The sequence below is a fragment of the Aeromonas sp. 159 genome, from assembly GCF_963862045.1.
GTDB lineage: Bacteria > Pseudomonadota > Gammaproteobacteria > Enterobacterales > Aeromonadaceae > Aeromonas > Aeromonas veronii.
This window is the reverse complement of sequence record NZ_CAWLMI010000081.1, coordinates 1-18192: the sequence shown is the minus strand read 5'-3', so window position 1 is coordinate 18192 and position 18192 is coordinate 1. Positions and strand designations below refer to the sequence as shown.

Sequence of the window (18192 nt, the reverse complement as noted above, 5' to 3'; positions counted from 1 at the left end):
CGTGGTCAACGTGGCCGATGGTGCCGACGTTTACGTGCGGTTTATTACGCTCAAATTTTTCTTTAGACACGACGTAGTCCTTCTAGGTTAAACCCGCCTACCGTCGTAGGCGGGGAATCTTAAATTACTTGGATTTGCGCTCTTCGATCACGGCTTGTGCAACGTTGGTCGGTGCATCGTGATACTTGGCGAATTCCATGGCGTAGGAAGCACGACCCTGGGTAGCGGAACGCAGTGCAGTTGCATAACCGAACATTTCGGCCAGCGGCACCAGAGCACGTACGATCTTGCCGGACGGGCCATCTTCCATACCTTCGATCAGGCCACGACGACGGTTCAGGTCACCGATAACGTCGCCCATGTAATCTTCCGGAGTTTCAACTTCTACTTTCATGATCGGTTCGAGCAGAACCGGGTTGGCTTTCATGAAGCCAGCCTTAAAGGCCATGGAAGCAGCGATTTTGAACGCCAGTTCGGAAGAGTCGACATCGTGGTAAGAACCGAAGTGCAGACGCACACCCAGATCCATAACCGGGTAACCAGCCAGCGGACCAGATTTGAGCTGCTCACGGATACCTTTATCAACACCCGGGATGAATTCACCAGGAATGACACCACCTTTGATGTCGTTGACGAATTCGTAGGCTTTGCCTTCTTCCAGCGGGTACATGTCGATAACAACATGACCGTACTGACCGCGACCACCAGACTGCTTGGCATGCTTGCCTTCGATGTCTTTAACGGTGGTACGGATGGTTTCACGGTAGGCAACCTGCGGCTTACCTACGTTGGCTTCAACCTTGAACTCGCGACGCATACGGTCAACGATGATGTCCAGGTGCAGCTCACCCATACCAGCGATGATGGTTTGACCTGACTCTTCGTCAGTCCATACGCGGAAGGACGGATCTTCCTGAGCCAGACGGCCCAGTGCCAGACCCATCTTCTCCTGGTCAGCCTTGGTTTTCGGCTCAACCGCGATAGAAATTACCGGCTCCGGGAATTCCATACGCTCGAGGATGATCGGTGCGTTCGGGTCACACAGGGTGTCACCAGTGGTCACGTCTTTCAGACCGATAGCAGCAGCGATGTCACCAGCGCGTACTTCTTTGATCTCTTCACGCTTGTTGGCATGCATCTGAACGATACGGCCAAAACGCTCGCGCTTGTCCTTGACGGAGTTCAGCACGGTGTCACCGGAGTTGATCACGCCAGAGTAGACACGGAAGAAGGTCAGGTTACCAACGAACGGGTCGGTAGCGATCTTGAACGCCAGAGCAGAGAACGGCTCGTCATCGGAAGCGTGACGCTCGTCTTTGGTCTCGCCGTCCATTTTCAGGCCGTCGATAGCAGCAACGTCGGTCGGAGCCGGCAGGTACTCGATCACGGCATCCAGCATTGCCTGTACGCCCTTGTTCTTGAACGCGGAGCCACAGGTTACCAGGATGATTTCGTTGTTCAGCACGCGCTGACGCAGAGCACCTTTGATCTCTTCCTCGGTCAGCTCTTCGCCGCCCAGGTATTTTTCCATCAGGTCTTCAGACGCTTCTGCAGCGGCTTCAACCAGATTCATGCGCATTTCTTGCGCCTGTTCCAGCAACTCGGCCGGGACGTCTTCGTAATCGAAGGATACGCCCTGATCAGCTTCATTCCAGTTGATGGCTTTCATCTTGACCAGGTCAACAACGCCCTTGAAGTTCTCTTCGGCGCCGATGTTCAGCTGAAGGGGAACCGGAGTACCTTTCAGACGGGTCTTGATGTGCTCAACGCAACGCAGGAAGTTGGCGCCGGTACGGTCCATCTTGTTGACGAACGCGATACGGGGAACCTTGTACTTGTTAGCCTGACGCCATACGGTTTCAGACTGTGGCTGTACGCCACCTACGGCACAGTACACCATCACGGCACCGTCCAGAACACGCATTGAACGCTCTACTTCGATAGTAAAGTCAACGTGGCCCGGGGTATCGATGATGTTGATACGGTGCGGTTGGAACTGTTTACCCATACCGGACCAGAAAGCGGTGGTCGCGGCGGAGGTGATGGTGATACCACGCTCTTGTTCCTGTTCCATCCAGTCCATGGTGGCAGCGCCATCGTGAACTTCACCGATCTTGTGACTTACACCGGTGTAAAACAGTACGCGCTCGGTAGTAGTAGTCTTACCGGCGTCAATGTGAGCGGAGATACCGATGTTACGATAACGCTCAATGGGGGTTGTACGAGCCATTGTCATCCTCTTACTAAGGCGCTTGTCCCTAGATAATTAAAGGTGCGCAGAGTCAAAAGACCCTGCGCAAGCGGATTACCAGCGGAAGTGAGCGAAGGCTTTGTTCGCTTCAGCCATACGGTGAACGTCTTCACGTTTCTTGACAGACGAACCCTTATTGTCAGCGGCATCCAGCAGCTCGCCAGCCAGACGCTGAGCCATTGATTTTTCACCACGTTTACGAGCGGCATCAACCAACCAGCGCATTGCCAGGGCATTGCGACGTACCGGACGAACTTCTACCGGCACCTGATAGGTTGCACCACCGACGCGACGAGATTTAACCTCGACCGCCGGACGAATGTTATCCAGAGCTTCTTCGAATACGGCCAGGTGCTCTTTGCCAGATTTGGTGGCAATGATGTCCAGGGCGCCATAAACAATGGCTTCTGCAACAGATTTCTTACCGTCAACCATTACTACGTTGACAAATTTAGCCAGCAGCTCTGATCCGAACTTGGGATCTGGCAGGATTTTACGCTGACCAACAACACGACGTCTTGGCATTTCAAATTCTCCGTAACTTCAGGGATTACCCAAAACTAGAAAGCTATCTAACTAGAAACGAATTAACGTTTGGCCTTACTTAACGGAGAACCATTAAGCTTTAGGACGCTTCACGCCATACTTGGAGCGAGCCTGCTTACGGTCTTTAACACCGGCACAGTCCAACGCACCACGAACGGTGTGATAACGAACACCTGGCAAGTCTTTTACACGACCGCCACGGATCAGAACAACAGAGTGCTCTTGCAGGTTGTGACCTTCACCACCGATGTAGGAGGTGACTTCGAAGCCGTTGGTCAGACGTACACGGCACACTTTACGCAGTGCAGAGTTAGGCTTCTTCGGGGTGGTGGTATATACACGAGTGCATACGCCACGCTTCTGAGGGCACGCTTCCAGCGCCGGCACGTTGCTTTTCACAACGAGCTTGATGCGTGGCTTGCGAACCAACTGGTTAATAGTTGCCATCAAAAGGCTCCTGATAATGACTTCATAAACGTGTGGAAAATCCTCCCCGCAGATACGGGGACGCGAAATTTTATGCCCTGTTGTCTGGGGAGTCAAGATTTATACAATTTGCGTCACAAAAGGGCAATTCGGATCCGTTTAATTTCACGACATCACCTTGAATTTTCTTGAAAATATGCTTCTCAGCCACCCCAGGTGCGCGGGGAACCTTTTTGCGCAATCAGTGCCACCAGACCCGCCATATCGAGCACATTGCCCACCCGATGCTGCAAACCGCGAGCTTGCAGATCTTCCTGCATCACATAAAGCGGGATACCCGCCAGCCGCGCGCTCCACTGGGGAGCCGATGCCGCAATCACGGCATCCTGCATCAGTACCAGCTCATCCTCGGGCTGAAGGTATGAGAGCGCCTCTGCCAGAGCCTGACTCTGAAAGGGGGAGTTCAATATCAGATGCAACATGGAGACCTCAAAAGCTGATGTGAGTCGAACACTGTGCCCAGCGCCGAGCCAGTTCCTGGCGCGGCAGACTCTCAACAGGGATCAGCAGATCATCCACTGTCACGCCACGCTCTGCCAGCGAGTCAGCACAAACATAGACCTCTTCAATGTCGTAGAGTTCCAGCATTTTGAAGGTGGGCGCGTAGTGGCGCTGCAAAATGGCGGCAGGCTGCTGCTCCTTGAGCAGTTGCAGCACACCGTCCCCAATCAGGAAGAGGGCCAGCTCATCGGTCATGGCCGAGGTGGCCAACAAGGCATCCAGTCCTTCCCGGCCGGCGGCATGGCCATGGGGGCCACGACTGCAGATAAAGGCGATTTTCTTGCTCATGACTCCCCCTAGAACTGAACCAACCGATCGGCGGTGAGCGCAGCATCGGCCAACTGGCCCAGACCGCTCAGGCAAAATGGCGCTTGCAGATTGAAGTGCACCTGCCCTGCCCCCTTGGCCTCCTGCTCATCGAGCACACCGCGCCGCATGGCGGCGGCGACACATACGTCGATACGGATCCCCTGCTCTTCTGCCAGCTCTCGCCACAGACGCACCAGGTCAGTCTCATCGGATGCAGGCAGATGCAGACCGTTGCCGTTGCAGACCCCATCCTGATAGAAGAACAAGTGGGACAAGGTATGCCCCTGTGCCAACAGTGTGCGGGCAAAACGATAGGCTGTGCTGGCCGATTGGGTGCCATAGGCGGGCCCCGTGACCAGGATGGCAAAACTCAGACTCATAGCAGGACTCCTGTGCTGACCCGGTCCATTTTACGCCAAAAACAAAAAAGCCCCTGCCAGGAGGGGCTTGATTCGATCTGTTGATCAGAGATGGGCAATCGCCTCGACCTCGACCAGCACATCTTTCGGCAGACGAGCCACTTCCACGCAGGAGCGGGCTGGCGCCGCATCACCAAAGTAGCGGGCATAGACCTGATTGAAAGCAACGAAGTTGTTCATGTCACTCAGGAAGCAGGTGGTTTTGACCACTTTGCTGGCATCGGCACCGGCAGCTTGCAACACGGCAACCAGGTTCTTCATCACCCGTTCGGCCTGCTCTTCAATGCCGCCAGCCACGATTTCCATGGTGGCAGGATCGAGCGGGATCTGCCCGGAGGTGAAGATCATCTCGCCAACCTTGGTAGCCTGAACATACGGACCAATCGCGGCAGGCGCCTTGTCGGTTGCAATCACTTCTTTAGCCATTCATCTATCCCCTTCTGGAATGAGTTACTCGTTCTCGTCTTCACCCTGCTTGCGCTGTCGGATGTAAAGATAAACGGTATGTTTTGAAATATTGAGTTTGTCCGCCACCAGATTGATCGAATCCTTGATATCGAAAATGCCCTTCTCGAACAGCTGGGTCACGATGAAGCGGTTCTTGGCATTGTTGGCCACGGTGGGATCGCGATTGATCTCGTCGATGGTGTTATCCACCGTCTGGGCAACCAGCTCTTCCACGCTGTTGGCGAAGGTCTCTGGTGACTGACGCGCCGCCTGCTGGGGCGTCGGGAAAAATTCGGCCACGAACTCGTGGAAAGGCGCATTGATGTGCAGGTTGATGCAGATAAGCCCCACCACTTGCCGCTCGCTGTTGCGAATGGCGATGGTACTCGACTTCATCAGCGCGCCGGTACGGCTTCGAGCGAAATAGCTCTGGGTGTAATCCTGGCCGGTGCTCTCGATGTCCTTGAGCATGCGCAGGGCGAGATCGGTGATGGGCGCCCCGAGGGTGCGTCCGGTATTGAAGCCGTTGGCGATCTTGATCACCGACTCATGCAGATTTTCCAGGGAGTGGAGAACCACTTCACAATGCTTGCCGAACAGCTCGGCCAAGCCATCGATGAGCCCATCGTATGAGCGCAACAATTCCCTGTCTTCATCTGTAAAAGTGCGGCTGATCAGCTGTTCTTCGGGAAGCATGGCTTCCTCGATACCGACAGTCATGTTCTACCCCTGTAATAACCATTCAACTTTCCCGAGTTTTAAATTGCAGGGGAGTAAAGTCAACTTTTTTTGATTTTTTACTCTACAACTTTGCTCTGGATCATCCTGAAACCCGCGCTGCGTCTACCTTTGCCGAGGAATTGGCCAACAAAAAGGGCTCCTTGAAGGAGCCCTTTTTAATCACGGATGACGAGTTACTCTTCGTCGAAGCTACCGGCTGCGTTCAGCAGATCCGCCAGGTTCTGCTCCGCTTCATCAGCGGTCACCTGCGGGGTGCCAACAGCACGAGCTGCAGCAGCACGCTGGTTGATCCGGCTGTGGTGGTAGGCAAAGCCGGTACCAGCCGGGATCAGACGACCCACGATAACGTTCTCTTTCAGACCACGCAGTTCATCACGCTTGCCACCTACGGCGGCTTCGGTCAGAACGCGAGTGGTTTCCTGGAAGGAAGCCGCGGAGATGAAGGACTCGGTGCTCAGAGATGCCTTGGTAATACCCATCAGAACATGACGGTAGGTCGCAGGGGTCTTGCCCTCGGCAACCAGCTTACGGTTGGCAATCTTCACACGAGCTACTTCAACCTGTTCGCCTTCGATCAGATCGGTATCGCCAGCGCTCAGGATCTCGCACTTGCGCAGCATCTGACGAACGATGACTTCGATGTGCTTGTCGTTGATCTTAACGCCTTGCAGACGGTAAACGTCCTGAACTTCGTTGGCGATGTAGTTGGCGACCGGGCTGATACCGCGCAGACGCAGGATGTCATGAGCAGACTCAGGACCGTCCGCCAGCACTTCACCCTTCTCAACTTTTTCACCTTCGAACACGTTCAGGTTACGCCACTTCGGAATCATCTCTTCGTAGACGTTGCCACCATCGGTCGGGGTGATAACCAGACGGCGTTTGCCCTTGGTCTCTTTCCCGAAGGAGATGGTACCGGAGATCTCGGCCAGAATTGCCGGTTCCTTCGGTTGACGTGCTTCGAACAGATCCGCAACGCGCGGCAGACCACCGGTGATGTCCTTGGTACCGCCGGACTCTTGCGGGATACGCGCTACCGCGTCACCCACGCCCACGTTGGCACCATCTTCCAGGTTCACGATCGCCTTGCCCGGCAGGAAGTACTGGGCGGCTACATCGGTACCCGGGATCATCACGTCTTTGCCGTTCAGGTCGACCAGTTTAACGGTCGGACGCATCTCTTTACCGGCGCTCGGACGCTCGTTGACGTCCAGAACAACGATAGAAGAGAGACCGGTCAGCTCGTCGGTCTGACGAGTAATGGTCACGCCATCGATCATGTGTTCGAACTGCAGGCGACCTGCCACTTCAGTGATGATCGGGTGAGTGTGCGGGTCCCAGTTGGCAACGGTTTCGCCAGCGTTCACTGCCTGGCCGTCCTTCACTTCCAGCACGGAACCGTAAGGCAGCTTGTGGCTTTCCTTGGTACGGCCCATGTCGTCCATGATGGTCAGTTCGGTAGAACGGGAGGTGATAACCAGTTTGTCATCGCTGTTGTGAACGAACTTGGCGTTCTGCAGCTTGATGCTACCTGTGTTCTTGACCTGGATGCTGCTTTCTGCAGCGGCACGAGATGCAGCACCACCGATGTGGAAAGTACGCATCGTCAGCTGGGTACCCGGTTCACCGATGGACTGGGCGGCGATAACACCGACAGCCTCACCCTTGTTAACCAAGTGACCACGGGCCAGATCACGGCCGTAGCAGTGAGCACAGTTACCGAAGTCGGTTTCACAGGTGATGGCAGAACGTACCTTCACACGGTCAACGGAGTTACGCTCCAGCAGGTCACACAGCTGCTCGTCGAGCAGGGTGTTGCGAGCAACCAAGATCTCGTCCTCGGTACCCGGCTTGATGACATCTTCTGCCACCACACGACCCAATACGCGCTCACGCAGCGGCTCGACCACGTCGCCACCCTCGATCAGCGGAGTCATCCACAGACCGTCGGTAGTGCCGCAATCGTCCTCGGTGATCACCATGTCTTGCGCCACGTCTACCAGACGACGAGTCAGGTAACCGGAGTTCGCAGTCTTCAGTGCGGTATCCGCCAGACCCTTACGAGCACCGTGGGTAGAGATAAAGTACTGCAGTACGTTCAGACCTTCGCGGAAGTTCGCGATGATCGGGGTCTCGATGATGGAGCCATCCGGCTTGGCCATCAGGCCACGCATACCGGCCAGCTGACGGATCTGGGCTGCGGAACCACGCGCACCAGAGTCGGCCATCATAAAGATGCTGTTGAACGAGGCCTGCTCTTCTTCTTCACCCAGCGAGTTGACGTTACGCTCTTTGGACAAGTTCTCCATCATGGCCTTGGAAACGCGCTCGTTGGCGCTGGCCCAGATATCGATAACCTTGTTGTAACGCTCGCCCGCAGTTACCAGACCTGACAGGAACTGGTCCTGGATCTCGGCAACTTCGGCTTCGGCTGCTGCGATGATGTCTTTCTTGGCATCCGGGATGACCATGTCATCGATACCAACGGAAGCACCGGACAGGGCCGCGTAGTGGAAACCGGTATACATCAGCTGGTCAGCGAAGATAACGGTGTCCTTCAGGCCCTGCTTGCGATAGCAGGTGTTCAGCAGACGGGAGATGAGCTTTTTGCCCAGCGCCTTGTTGGATACGCACTTGATCCAGTTCTGCGGATTGGCATCCAGATCAGCCTGTTCGGCAGCAGTCAGCACCTTCGGCTCGTCGATCAGGGCGTATTCCATACCTTTCGGCAGGATCAGGCTCAGGATCGCACGACCAACGGTGGTGTTCTTCATCTCGGTGTGTTCACGCAGAGAACCGTCTTCCTGACGCAGGTATTCGGTAATGCGTACTTTCACACGAGCATGCAGATCGGCCAGACCGGCGCGATATACTTTCTCGGCTTCTTTCGGGCCGGCCAGCACCATACCTTCGCCTTTGGCGTTGATACGGGCACGGGTCATGTAGTACAGACCCAAGACCACGTCCTGAGAAGGAACGATGATCGGCTCACCGGAGGCAGGCGACAGGATGTTGTTGGTAGACATCATCAGCGCACGCGCTTCCAGCTGGGCTTCCAGGGTCAGCGGTACGTGGACCGCCATCTGGTCACCATCGAAGTCCGCGTTATACGCAGCACAAACCAGCGGGTGCAGCTGGATTGCCTTACCTTCGACCAGAGTCGGTTCGAATGCCTGGATACCCAGACGGTGCAGAGTCGGTGCACGGTTCAGCAGAACCGGGTGTTCGCGGATCACTTCGTCCAGGATATCCCAAACGACAGCTTCCTCGCGCTCCACCATCTTCTTGGCGGCCTTGATAGTGGTCGCCAGACCGCGGGTTTCCAGCTTGCCATAGATGAACGGCTTGAACAGTTCCAGCGCCATCTTCTTCGGCAGACCGCACTGATGCAGACGCAGAGTCGGGCCTACGGTGATAACGGAACGACCGGAGTAGTCGACACGCTTACCGAGCAGGTTCTGACGGAAACGACCCTGCTTACCCTTGATCATGTCGGCCAGGGATTTCAGCGGGCGCTTGTTGGAACCGGTGATGGCACGACCGCGACGGCCGTTATCCAGCAGGGCATCGACGGACTCTTGCAGCATACGCTTTTCGTTGCGCACGATGATGTCCGGAGCAGCCAGATCCAGCAGACGCTTCAAGCGGTTGTTACGGTTGATCACGCGACGGTACAGATCGTTCAGATCGGAAGTCGCGAAACGGCCGCCGTCCAGCGGTACCAGCGGACGCAGGTCCGGCGGCAGCACAGGCAGCACTGTCATGATCATCCACTCCGGCTTGTTGCCGGACTGCAGGAAAGCTTCCATCAGCTTCAGACGCTTGGTGGTCTTCTTGCGCTTGGTCTCGGAGTTGGTTTGATCCAGCTCCTCACGCATGGTTTTGACTTCACCTTCCAGATCGATAGCGCGCAGCAATGCCAGGATTGCTTCGGCACCCATCTTGGCGTCAAATTCGTCGCCCCACTCTTCCAGCGCATCCAGGTACTGCTCTTCAGAGAGCATCTGGCTGCGTTCGAGGTTGGTCATGCCCGGCTCGATTACCACGAAAGATTCGAAGTAGAGCACGCGCTCGATATCGCGCAGGGTCATGTCCAGCAGCAGACCGATACGGGACGGCAGGGACTTCAGGAACCAGATGTGGGCAGTCGGGCTGGCCAGCTCGATGTGGCCCATACGCTCACGACGGACCTTGGTCTGGGTCACTTCAACGCCGCACTTCTCACAGATCACACCACGGTGTTTCAGGCGCTTGTACTTGCCGCACAGACACTCGTAGTCCTTCACCGGTCCGAAGATACGGGCGCAGAACAGACCATCACGCTCCGGCTTGAAAGTCCGGTAGTTGATGGTCTCAGGCTTTTTGACCTCACCGAATGACCAGGAGCGGATCATGTCAGGAGAGGCCAGACCGATCTTGATACTGTCAAACTCTTCGGTCTTGGTCTGAGCCTTCAAAAACTTGAGTAAGTCTTTCACGTGTTTCCCCTGTCAGGAGTCTAACCTCGGCGCCCCGGCTGCCAAAACAGCGGGGCGCCCACGTCAATTCTCGAACAATAAGAGCGAGCTCTTACTCTTCGTCCAGCTCGATGTTGATACCCAGAGAGCGGATTTCCTTCAGCAATACGTTGAAGGATTCGGGCATGCCCGGCTCCATACGGTGGTCGCCATCCACGATGTTCTTATACATCTTGGTACGGCCATTCACATCGTCAGACTTGACGGTCAGCATTTCCTGCAGGGTATATGCCGCACCGTAAGCCTCCAGGGCCCACACTTCCATCTCACCGAAACGCTGACCACCGAACTGAGCCTTACCACCCAGCGGCTGCTGGGTAACCAGGCTGTAAGAACCGGTAGAACGCGCGTGCATCTTGTCGTCGACCAAGTGGTTCAGCTTGAGCATGTACATGTAACCAACGGTTACTTTACGCTCGAAGCGGTTACCGGTACGGCCATCGAACAGATCAATCTGACCGGACTCCGGCAGATCGGCCAGCTTCAGCAGGGCTTTGATTTCGCGCTCTTTGGCACCATCAAACACTGGAGTAGCAACCGGCAGACCCTTACGCAGGTTACCCACCAGGGTACGTACGTCGTCATCAGACAGTTCGGCGATGTTCACTTGCTGGGTGTCCTTCTCGCCCAGGTCATAGACCTGTTGCAGGAAGTTGCGCATCTCGTGCAGCTCGCGCTGCTCTTTGACCATGCGATCGATCTTCTCGCCGATACCCTTGGCCGCAAGGCCCAGGTGCACTTCGAGGATCTGACCGATGTTCATACGGGATGGTACGCCCAACGGGTTCAGTACGATGTCGACCGGACGGCCGAACTCGTCATGAGGCATATCCTCGACCGGACAGATCTTGGAGATAACACCCTTGTTACCGTGACGGCCCGCCATCTTGTCACCCGGCTGGATGCGACGCTTGACTGCCAGATAAACCTTGACGATTTTCAGTACGCCCGGCGCCAGATCATCACCCTGGATAATCTTGCGACGCTTGTTCTCGAATTTCTTGTCGAACTCGGCTTTCAGCTCAACGTGCTGTTCAGCGATCTGTTCCAGTTCGGTCTGCTTGCCTTCGTCTTCGATGGCCAGTTCAAACCACTTGGAGCGATCGAGCTTGTTCAGACGATCTTCGCTGTAACCGGCGGCCAGCAGCAGGTTGCGGGAGCGGCCGAAAATGCCGTCTTCCAGGATCTTGAACTCTTCGGTCAAGTCCTTCTTCGCTTCCTTCAGCTGCATCTCTTCGATTTCTTTGGCGCGCTTGTCTTTTTCCACGCCATCGCGGGTAAAGACTTGCACGTCAACCACAGTACCGTACACACCGTTCGGTACACGCAGGGAGGAGTCCTTCACATCGGACGCCTTCTCACCGAAGATGGCGCGCAGCAGCTTCTCTTCCGGCGTCAGCTGGGTTTCACCTTTCGGGGTTACCTTACCGACCAGAATGTCGCCGCCCTTCACTTCGGCACCCACGTAGACGATACCGGACTCGTCCAGCTTGGACAGAGCGGCTTCACCCACGTTCGGGATGTCAGCAGTGATCTCTTCCGGACCCAGCTTGGTGTCACGGGAGATACAGGCCAGTTCCTGGATATGGATGGTGGTCAGGCGATCTTCCTGAACAACACGCTCGTTCACCAGGATCGAGTCTTCGAAGTTGTAACCGTTCCACGGCATGAACGCGACGCGCATGTTCTGACCCAGCGCCAGTTCACCCAGGTCGGTGGACGGGCCATCAGCCAGTACGTCGCCAGCCATCACCGGCTCACCCAACATCACGCAAGGACGCTGGTTGATACAGGTGTTCTGGTTGGAACGGGTGTATTTGGTCAGGTTGTAGATGTCGATACCGGCTTCGCCTGGCATCAGCTCATCTTCATTGACCTTCAGGACGATACGGGAGGCATCGACATAGTCGATTACGCCGCCACGCTTGGCCACTACGGTTACACCGGAGTCAACGGCCACAGCGCGTTCCATACCGGTACCTACCAGCGGCTTGTCAGCACGCAGAGTCGGTACAGCCTGACGTTGCATGTTTGAACCCATCAATGCGCGGTTCGCGTCATCGTGTTCCAGGAACGGGATCAGAGCCGCTGCTACAGATACGATCTGCTGCGGGCTCACGTCCATATACTGGATCTGGTCGGCGTTCATAAAGGTGGATTCACCTTTGTGACGGCACGGGATCAATTCATCTTTCAGACGGCCATCTTCGGTGGTCGCGGCGTTAGCCTGTGCGATCACGTACTTGCCTTCTTCAATAGCAGACAGGTAGTCCACTTCGTCGGTGATCACACCGTCAATGACCTTGCGGTACGGGGTCTCGAGGAAACCGTACTCGTTGGTACGAGAGTACACGGACAGAGAGTTGATCAGACCGATGTTCGGACCTTCAGGAGTCTCGATAGGGCACAGACGACCGTAGTGGGTCGGGTGTACGTCTCGGACTTCAAAGCCGGCACGCTCACGAGTCAAACCGCCCGGGCCCAGCGCGGAGATACGACGCTTGTGGGTCACTTCGGAGAGCGGGTTGTTCTGGTCCATAAACTGGGACAGCTGGCTGGAACCAAAGAACTCTTTGACTGCGGCGGAGATCGGCTTGGCGTTGATCAGATCCTGCGGCATCAGGGTGTCCAGGTCGCCCAGGGAGAGACGCTCCTTGACCGCACGCTCGACACGCACCAGACCGACGCGGAACTGGTTTTCAGCCATTTCACCGACAGAACGAATACGACGGTTACCCAAGTGGTCGATATCATCCACTTCGTCGTTACCGTTACGGATGTCGATCAGGCGCTTCATCACATCGACGATGTCGTCTTTGGTCAGTACACCAGCGCCAGTCTCGTCTTCACGACCCAGACGGCGGTTGAACTTCATCCGACCTACGGTAGACAGGTCGTAACGCTCGGCGGAGAAGAACAGGTTTTCGAACAGCTGTTCTGCAGCTTCGCGAGTAGGCGGCTCGCCCGGACGCATCATGCGATAGATCTCGACCAGCGCTTCCAAACGGTTGGAGCTGGAGTCGACACGCAGGGTCTCGGACATGTAAGCACCGTGATCCAGTTCGTTGGTGAACAGAACCTCGAAATGCTTGAAGCCGGCTTGGGACAGGTTGGCGATCGCTTCCAGGCTCAGCGCCTGGTTGGCGGTCACGACCATCTCGCCAGTTTGCGGATGTGCGTAGTCCTTGGCAGCAACTTTGCCAACAACATACTCAACCGGTACCTCAATCTGGGTAACGGCGTCTTTTTCCAACTGACGGATGTGACGCGCAGTCACACGACGACCGGTCTCAACCACCACGGCGCCATTGGCCACGATGTCAAAGGTCGCAGTTTCACCACGCAGACGCTCCGGCACCAGATCCATCATCAACTTGCCATCTTTTACTTCAAAACCGATGGTCTCGAAGAAGGTGGCCAGGATTTGTTCGGAAGTGAAGTCCAGGGCGCGCAGAATAATGGATGCTGGCAGTTTGCGACGACGGTCGATACGGACAAACAGGTTGTCTTTCGCATCGAACTCGAAGTCCAGCCAGGAGCCACGGTAGGGGATAACGCGAGCGTTATACAGTACCTTACCGGATGAATGAGTTTTGCCTTTATCGTGGTCGAAGAAGACGCCCGGGCTGCGGTGCAGCTGGGAGACGATAACCCGCTCGGTACCATTGATAACAAAGGTGCCGTTCTCGGTCATGAGCGGAATTTCGCCCATGTATACTTCTTGTTCCTTGATGTCTTTGACGGTGCCGGCAGCTGCTTCACGGTCGTACAGAACCATACGAAGCTTGACACGCAGCGGCGCGGAGTAGGTCACTCCACGGATCTGGCATTCTTTTACGTCAAATACCGGCTCACCCAGGCGATAGCTGACATACTGAAGCTCAGCACTACCGGAGTAACTGGTGATCGGGAAAACGCTACGGAAAGCGGCCTCTAGGCCATATTCACCTTCCGGGTCAGCCTCGATGAACTGCTTGAAGGAGTCCAGCTGAATGGACAACAGATAAGGCGTGTCCAGTACCTGGTCTCGCTTACCGAAGTCCTTACGAATGCGTTTTTTTTCGGTATAAGAGTAAACCATAGGGTTCCTCAGCTCGCTGATAAGTGACCCACTCTGTCCCGCGGGACAGCTCTGTCTCAACACCGTTTTGTGTTGGCCCGGACGAAAGAAGACAGTCCGGATTGCTGGTGCACCGAGAGTCGTAAACGGTGTGAAATGCTCTCAGTCTACAGCGCAAAAAGGCTGGTGAACAAAAATTCACCAGCCCTAGCCTGTTTTATCAGGCTAATCTACATAAATGCAGATTATTTGATCTCAACAGAAGCACCGGCAGCTTCCAGCTCTTTCTTCAGAGCTTCAGCTTCGTCCTTGGACACGCCTTCCTTCAGGTTAGCCGGAGCAGCTTCTACCAGATCTTTGGCTTCTTTCAGGCCCAGACCGGTAGCGCCACGAACGGCTTTGATAACGGCAACTTTGTTGGCGCCAGCAGCAGTCAGAACTACGTCGAACTCGGTCTTCTCTTCTACTGCTTCAGCAGCAGCCGGGCCAGCCATTACGGCAGCAGCGGCAGAAACACCGAACTTCTCTTCCATAGCTTCGATCAGCTCAACAACTTCCATTACGGACATGGAAGCAACGGCTTCGATGATTTGGTCTTTAGTGATAGACATGACAAAAATTCCTGATGTTGAATAAACTCAAACAGCCTAAATAGGCGAGAATCAAGCAGCAGCTTGTTTCTGGTCGCGAACAGCAGCGATAGTACGAACCAGCTTGCCAGCAGAGGCTTCTTTCATAGTCGCCATCAACTTCGCAATTGCTTCTTCGTAAGTCGGCAGCGTGGCCAGACGATCAATTTGTGCTGCGGCGATAAACTCACCGTTAAAAGCGCCAGCCTTGATTTCGAACTTTTGGTTCGCTTTGGCAAACTCTTTGAACAGACGAGCAGCAGCGCCCGGGTGTTCGTTAGAGAAAGCAATCAAGGTAGGACCGGTAAATGCGTCGTTCAGGCACTCGTATTCGGTACCTTCTACCGCGCGACGCAGCAGGGTGTTACGCACAACGCGCATGTACACACCGGCTTCACGAGCGGTTTTACGCAGGACGGTCATCTTGTCTACAGTTACACCGCGAGAATCGGCAACAACTGCAGAAAGAGCGCCTTTGGCAGCTTCGTTGACTTCAGCAACAATTGCCTTTTTGTCTTCGAGTCCCAATGCCATTGGCTTAACTCCTGGATTGAATCCGGGTCTATTGACCCAGTACTGACACATCCCCCCTACCTTTACAACAGAGGGGAACGATGCGGTAGCAGGATTCCAGAAGAGAAAGAATCTTTCTCGCTGGGTTTCCGGCACCGTCTACGCAGGAAAGATTAAGGCTTTGCAGCCTCCTGCGGTCTTGGACGGAGGTCGAAACCCCCAACCAATCAAGGCGCAAAATTATAGATTAAATTTTGCGCCTTGTAAAACCCATCAATTAGGCCTGAGCTTCCAGAGAAGCTTGGTCTACGGCAACACCGGCACCCATGGTGGTGGAGATGCTGACTTTCTTGATGAATTGACCTTTGGCGGAAGAGGGCTTGCCTTTTTTCAGGGCAACCAGCAGAGCTTCCAAGTTTTCTTTCAGCTGAACTTCGTTGAAAGAAACCTTACCCAGAGTGGTATGGATGATACCATTCTTGTCATTACGGTAACGAACCTGACCAGCCTTGGCGTTCTTGACAGCTTCGGCAACGTTCGGGGTTACAGTACCAACTTTCGGGTTCGGCATCAGGCCGCGCGGGCCCAGGATTTGACCCAGTTGACCAACAACGCGCATGGCATCCGGGGATGCGATAACTACGTCGAAGTTCATCTCGCCTTTCTTAACCAGATCGGCCAGGTCATCCATACCTACCAGGTCAGCACCGGCAGCTTTAGCTGCTTCGGCGTTGGCACCTTGGGTAAATACGGCAACGCGTACATCACGACCGGTACCGTGCGGCAGTACAGTAGCACCACGTACGTTCTGGTCAGATTTACGAGCGTCGATACCCAGGTTGACAGCAACGTCAACGCTTTCAACGAACTTGGCGGTAGCCAGTTCTTTCAGCAGGGCAATGGCTTCGTTGATGGAGTACTCTTTGGTACCGTCAACTTTTTCGCGAATAACGCGCATACGCTTGGAAAGTTTAGCCATTGTCTTAATCCTCCACTACCAGACCCATGGAACGAGCGGAGCCTGCGATGCAACGTACTTTTGCATCCAGATCGGCACCAGTCATATCCGGCTCTTTGGTCTTGGCGATTTCTTGCAGCTGGGCAACGGTCACCTTACCAACCTTGTCTTTGTTCGGCTTGGAAGAACCAGACTTGATGCCAGCAGCTTTCTTCAGCAGGAAGGAAGCAGGCGGAGTCTTGGTTTCGAAGGTGAAGGAACGGTCGCTGTAAACGGTGATCACGACCGGAGTCGGTGAACCTTTTTCCAGCTTCTCTGTACGAGCGTTGAACGCCTTACAGAATTCCATGATGTTAACACCGTGTTGACCCAGTGCAGGACCAACGGGAGGAGAAGGGTTGGCTGCACCAGCAGCAACCTGCAGCTTGATATAAGCTGTGACTTTCTTAGCCATTAGGAAAATACCTCAAAAATGGGTTCTAGCGCCTCGGAGACTTGCTCCTGCAAACGGCTCCCCAACTAATAAAGGGGCAGCGAATTATAGAGATATTCGCTGCCCCTGACAACCGTTAAACGTACAGAATTCAATCAGCCCTTTTCGACCTGACCAAAATCCAGTTCAACAGGAGTAGAACGACCGAAGATCAGTACAGAGACCTTCACGCGGCTCTTCTCATAATCGACCTCTTCAACGGTGCCGTTGAAGTCGGCAAACGGACCATCGGCAACCCGCACCATTTCACCCGGTTCAAACAGGGTTTTCGGACGCGGCTTGTCGTGGGCATCCTGCAGACGGTTCAGGATGGCATCGGCCTCTTTGTCGGAGATCGGTGCCGGACGGTCGGAAGTACCGCCAATGAAGCCCATTACACGTGGTACGTTACGCACCAGGTGCCATGTGGTTTCATCCATGATCATCTGGACCAGGACATAACCCGGGAAAAACTTGCGCTCACTCTTGCGCTTCTGGCCAGCACGCATCTCGACCACTTCTTCGGTCGGGACCAGTACTTCACCGAACATGTCTTCCATGCCATGCATCTTGATATGTTCACGCAGGGACTTGGCTACACGGCCTTCATAGCCGGAAAAAGCCTGCACGACATACCATCTCATACGTTGTTCACGTTGTTCAGTCATGGCTTATCCTTACACACCGGTAATCAGGTTGACCAACCAGACCAAGGCACCGTCCAGAACGAACAGCAGCAGCCCCATCACGGCGGTCACCGCCAGCACAATCAGGGTTGTCTGAATGGCTTCCTGACGGGTCGGCCATACGACCTTGCGGACTTCCAGGCGAGACTCACGGGCGAATGCCAGTGTTGCCTTTCCCTTGGTGGTTTGCAGGGCTACTGCACCAGCAGCAGCAATGACAACGACCACACCCAAGGCGCGGACGGCAGCGACAACATCGTTGAGCAGGTAATTACCCACTACAGCGGCCGCCAGGATAATGAAAACCAGGCCCCAAAGCAGGGTATCCTTGCTTCCGCCCTGGCTCTCAGAACTAACACTCATACAACCCACCTGTATCTGACGTAACCAAAGACACAAAAGCCCCGTACGAGACGAGGTATATGGCAGGGGCGGCAGGACTCGAACCCGCAACCATCGGTTTTGGAGACCGCTGTTCTACCAATTCGAACTACGCCCCTACACAAGAAAGCCCCTATTATAGGGGCTTTGCTTTATTTATGTAAGCCAAAGATTAAGCGATTACGCTGGCTACAACACCAGCACCTACGGTACGGCCACCTTCACGGATAGCGAAACGCAGGCCGTCGTCCATCGCGATCGGAGCAATCAGGGTAA

General features: G+C 55.0%; 17 protein-coding genes and 1 tRNA gene. All 18 read right to left on the bottom strand.

From position 1 onward, the window contains the following. Positions 1-124: 124 nt before the first annotated feature. Positions 125-2230, bottom strand: a complete 2106-nt coding sequence (gene fusA / locus AACR14_RS13880) for an elongation factor G (RefSeq protein ID WP_005339913.1) — start codon at positions 2228-2230, stop codon at positions 125-127. Between the two features lie 75 nt (positions 2231-2305). Next, complete coding sequence (rpsG, locus tag AACR14_RS13875; RefSeq protein WP_005339911.1) at positions 2306-2776, bottom strand: 30S ribosomal protein S7; 471 nt, start codon at positions 2774-2776, stop codon at positions 2306-2308. Between the two features lie 93 nt (positions 2777-2869). After that, positions 2870-3244, bottom strand: a complete 375-nt coding sequence (gene rpsL, locus AACR14_RS13870) for a 30S ribosomal protein S12 (protein ID WP_005306278.1) — start codon at positions 3242-3244, stop codon at positions 2870-2872. A 182-nt stretch (positions 3245-3426) separates the two neighbouring features. Next, positions 3427-3705, bottom strand: a complete 279-nt coding sequence (gene tusB, locus AACR14_RS13865) for a sulfurtransferase complex subunit TusB (protein WP_005339909.1) — start codon at positions 3703-3705, stop codon at positions 3427-3429. Between the two features lie 7 nt (positions 3706-3712). Then, positions 3713-4072, bottom strand: a complete 360-nt coding sequence (tusC, locus tag AACR14_RS13860; RefSeq protein ID WP_005341830.1) for a sulfurtransferase complex subunit TusC — start codon at positions 4070-4072, stop codon at positions 3713-3715. Positions 4073-4080: 8 nt separating this feature from the next. After that, the gene (gene tusD / locus AACR14_RS13855; RefSeq protein WP_019446598.1) at positions 4081-4473 is read right to left on the bottom strand and encodes a sulfurtransferase complex subunit TusD; all 393 of its coding nucleotides are present in this window, start codon (positions 4471-4473) and stop codon (positions 4081-4083) included. 84 nt (positions 4474-4557) lie between these two features. Continuing rightward, entirely contained in the window at positions 4558-4938 is a 381-nt protein-coding gene (locus AACR14_RS13850) for a RidA family protein (RefSeq protein ID WP_019446597.1), read from the bottom strand. Between the two features lie 24 nt (positions 4939-4962). Continuing rightward, positions 4963-5679, bottom strand: coding sequence for a helix-turn-helix transcriptional regulator (locus tag AACR14_RS13845; protein WP_005339902.1), 717 nt, complete (start codon positions 5677-5679; stop codon positions 4963-4965). Positions 5680-5873: 194 nt separating this feature from the next. Further along, a complete protein-coding gene (rpoC, locus tag AACR14_RS13840) occupies positions 5874-10178 on the bottom strand; it encodes a DNA-directed RNA polymerase subunit beta' (protein ID WP_019446596.1) in 4305 nt (1434 codons plus the stop codon). A 91-nt stretch (positions 10179-10269) separates the two neighbouring features. Continuing rightward, the gene (rpoB, locus tag AACR14_RS13835; RefSeq protein ID WP_005339897.1) at positions 10270-14298 is read right to left on the bottom strand and encodes a DNA-directed RNA polymerase subunit beta; all 4029 of its coding nucleotides are present in this window, start codon (positions 14296-14298) and stop codon (positions 10270-10272) included. Positions 14299-14522: 224 nt separating this feature from the next. Next, on the bottom strand, positions 14523-14888 hold the full coding sequence (rplL, locus tag AACR14_RS13830) for a 50S ribosomal protein L7/L12 (RefSeq protein ID WP_005306304.1): 366 nt from the start codon (positions 14886-14888) through the stop codon (positions 14523-14525). Positions 14889-14939: 51 nt separating this feature from the next. Continuing rightward, positions 14940-15440, bottom strand: a complete 501-nt coding sequence (gene rplJ / locus AACR14_RS13825; protein WP_005339895.1) for a 50S ribosomal protein L10 — start codon at positions 15438-15440, stop codon at positions 14940-14942. A 256-nt stretch (positions 15441-15696) separates the two neighbouring features. Then, positions 15697-16398 (bottom strand): 50S ribosomal protein L1, encoded by a 702-nt coding sequence (gene rplA / locus AACR14_RS13820; protein WP_005339888.1) that lies wholly within the window; start codon positions 16396-16398, stop codon positions 15697-15699. Between the two features lie 4 nt (positions 16399-16402). Further along, positions 16403-16831: a 50S ribosomal protein L11 gene (gene rplK / locus AACR14_RS13815; RefSeq protein WP_005339887.1), complete on the bottom strand. Its 429-nt coding sequence runs from the start codon at positions 16829-16831 to the stop codon at positions 16403-16405. Positions 16832-16965: 134 nt separating this feature from the next. Further along, entirely contained in the window at positions 16966-17517 is a 552-nt protein-coding gene (gene nusG / locus AACR14_RS13810) for a transcription termination/antitermination protein NusG (RefSeq protein ID WP_005306318.1), read from the bottom strand. A gap of 9 nt (positions 17518-17526) precedes the next feature. Then, the gene (secE, locus tag AACR14_RS13805; RefSeq protein ID WP_005306322.1) at positions 17527-17898 is read right to left on the bottom strand and encodes a preprotein translocase subunit SecE; all 372 of its coding nucleotides are present in this window, start codon (positions 17896-17898) and stop codon (positions 17527-17529) included. Positions 17899-17958: 60 nt separating this feature from the next. Continuing rightward, positions 17959-18035 (bottom strand) — tRNA-Trp (locus tag AACR14_RS13800). Between the two features lie 53 nt (positions 18036-18088). Then, positions 18089-18192 (bottom strand): EF-Tu C-terminal domain-related protein (locus tag AACR14_RS13795; protein ID WP_019446595.1); only part of this gene is annotated, 104 nt, incomplete at its 5' end.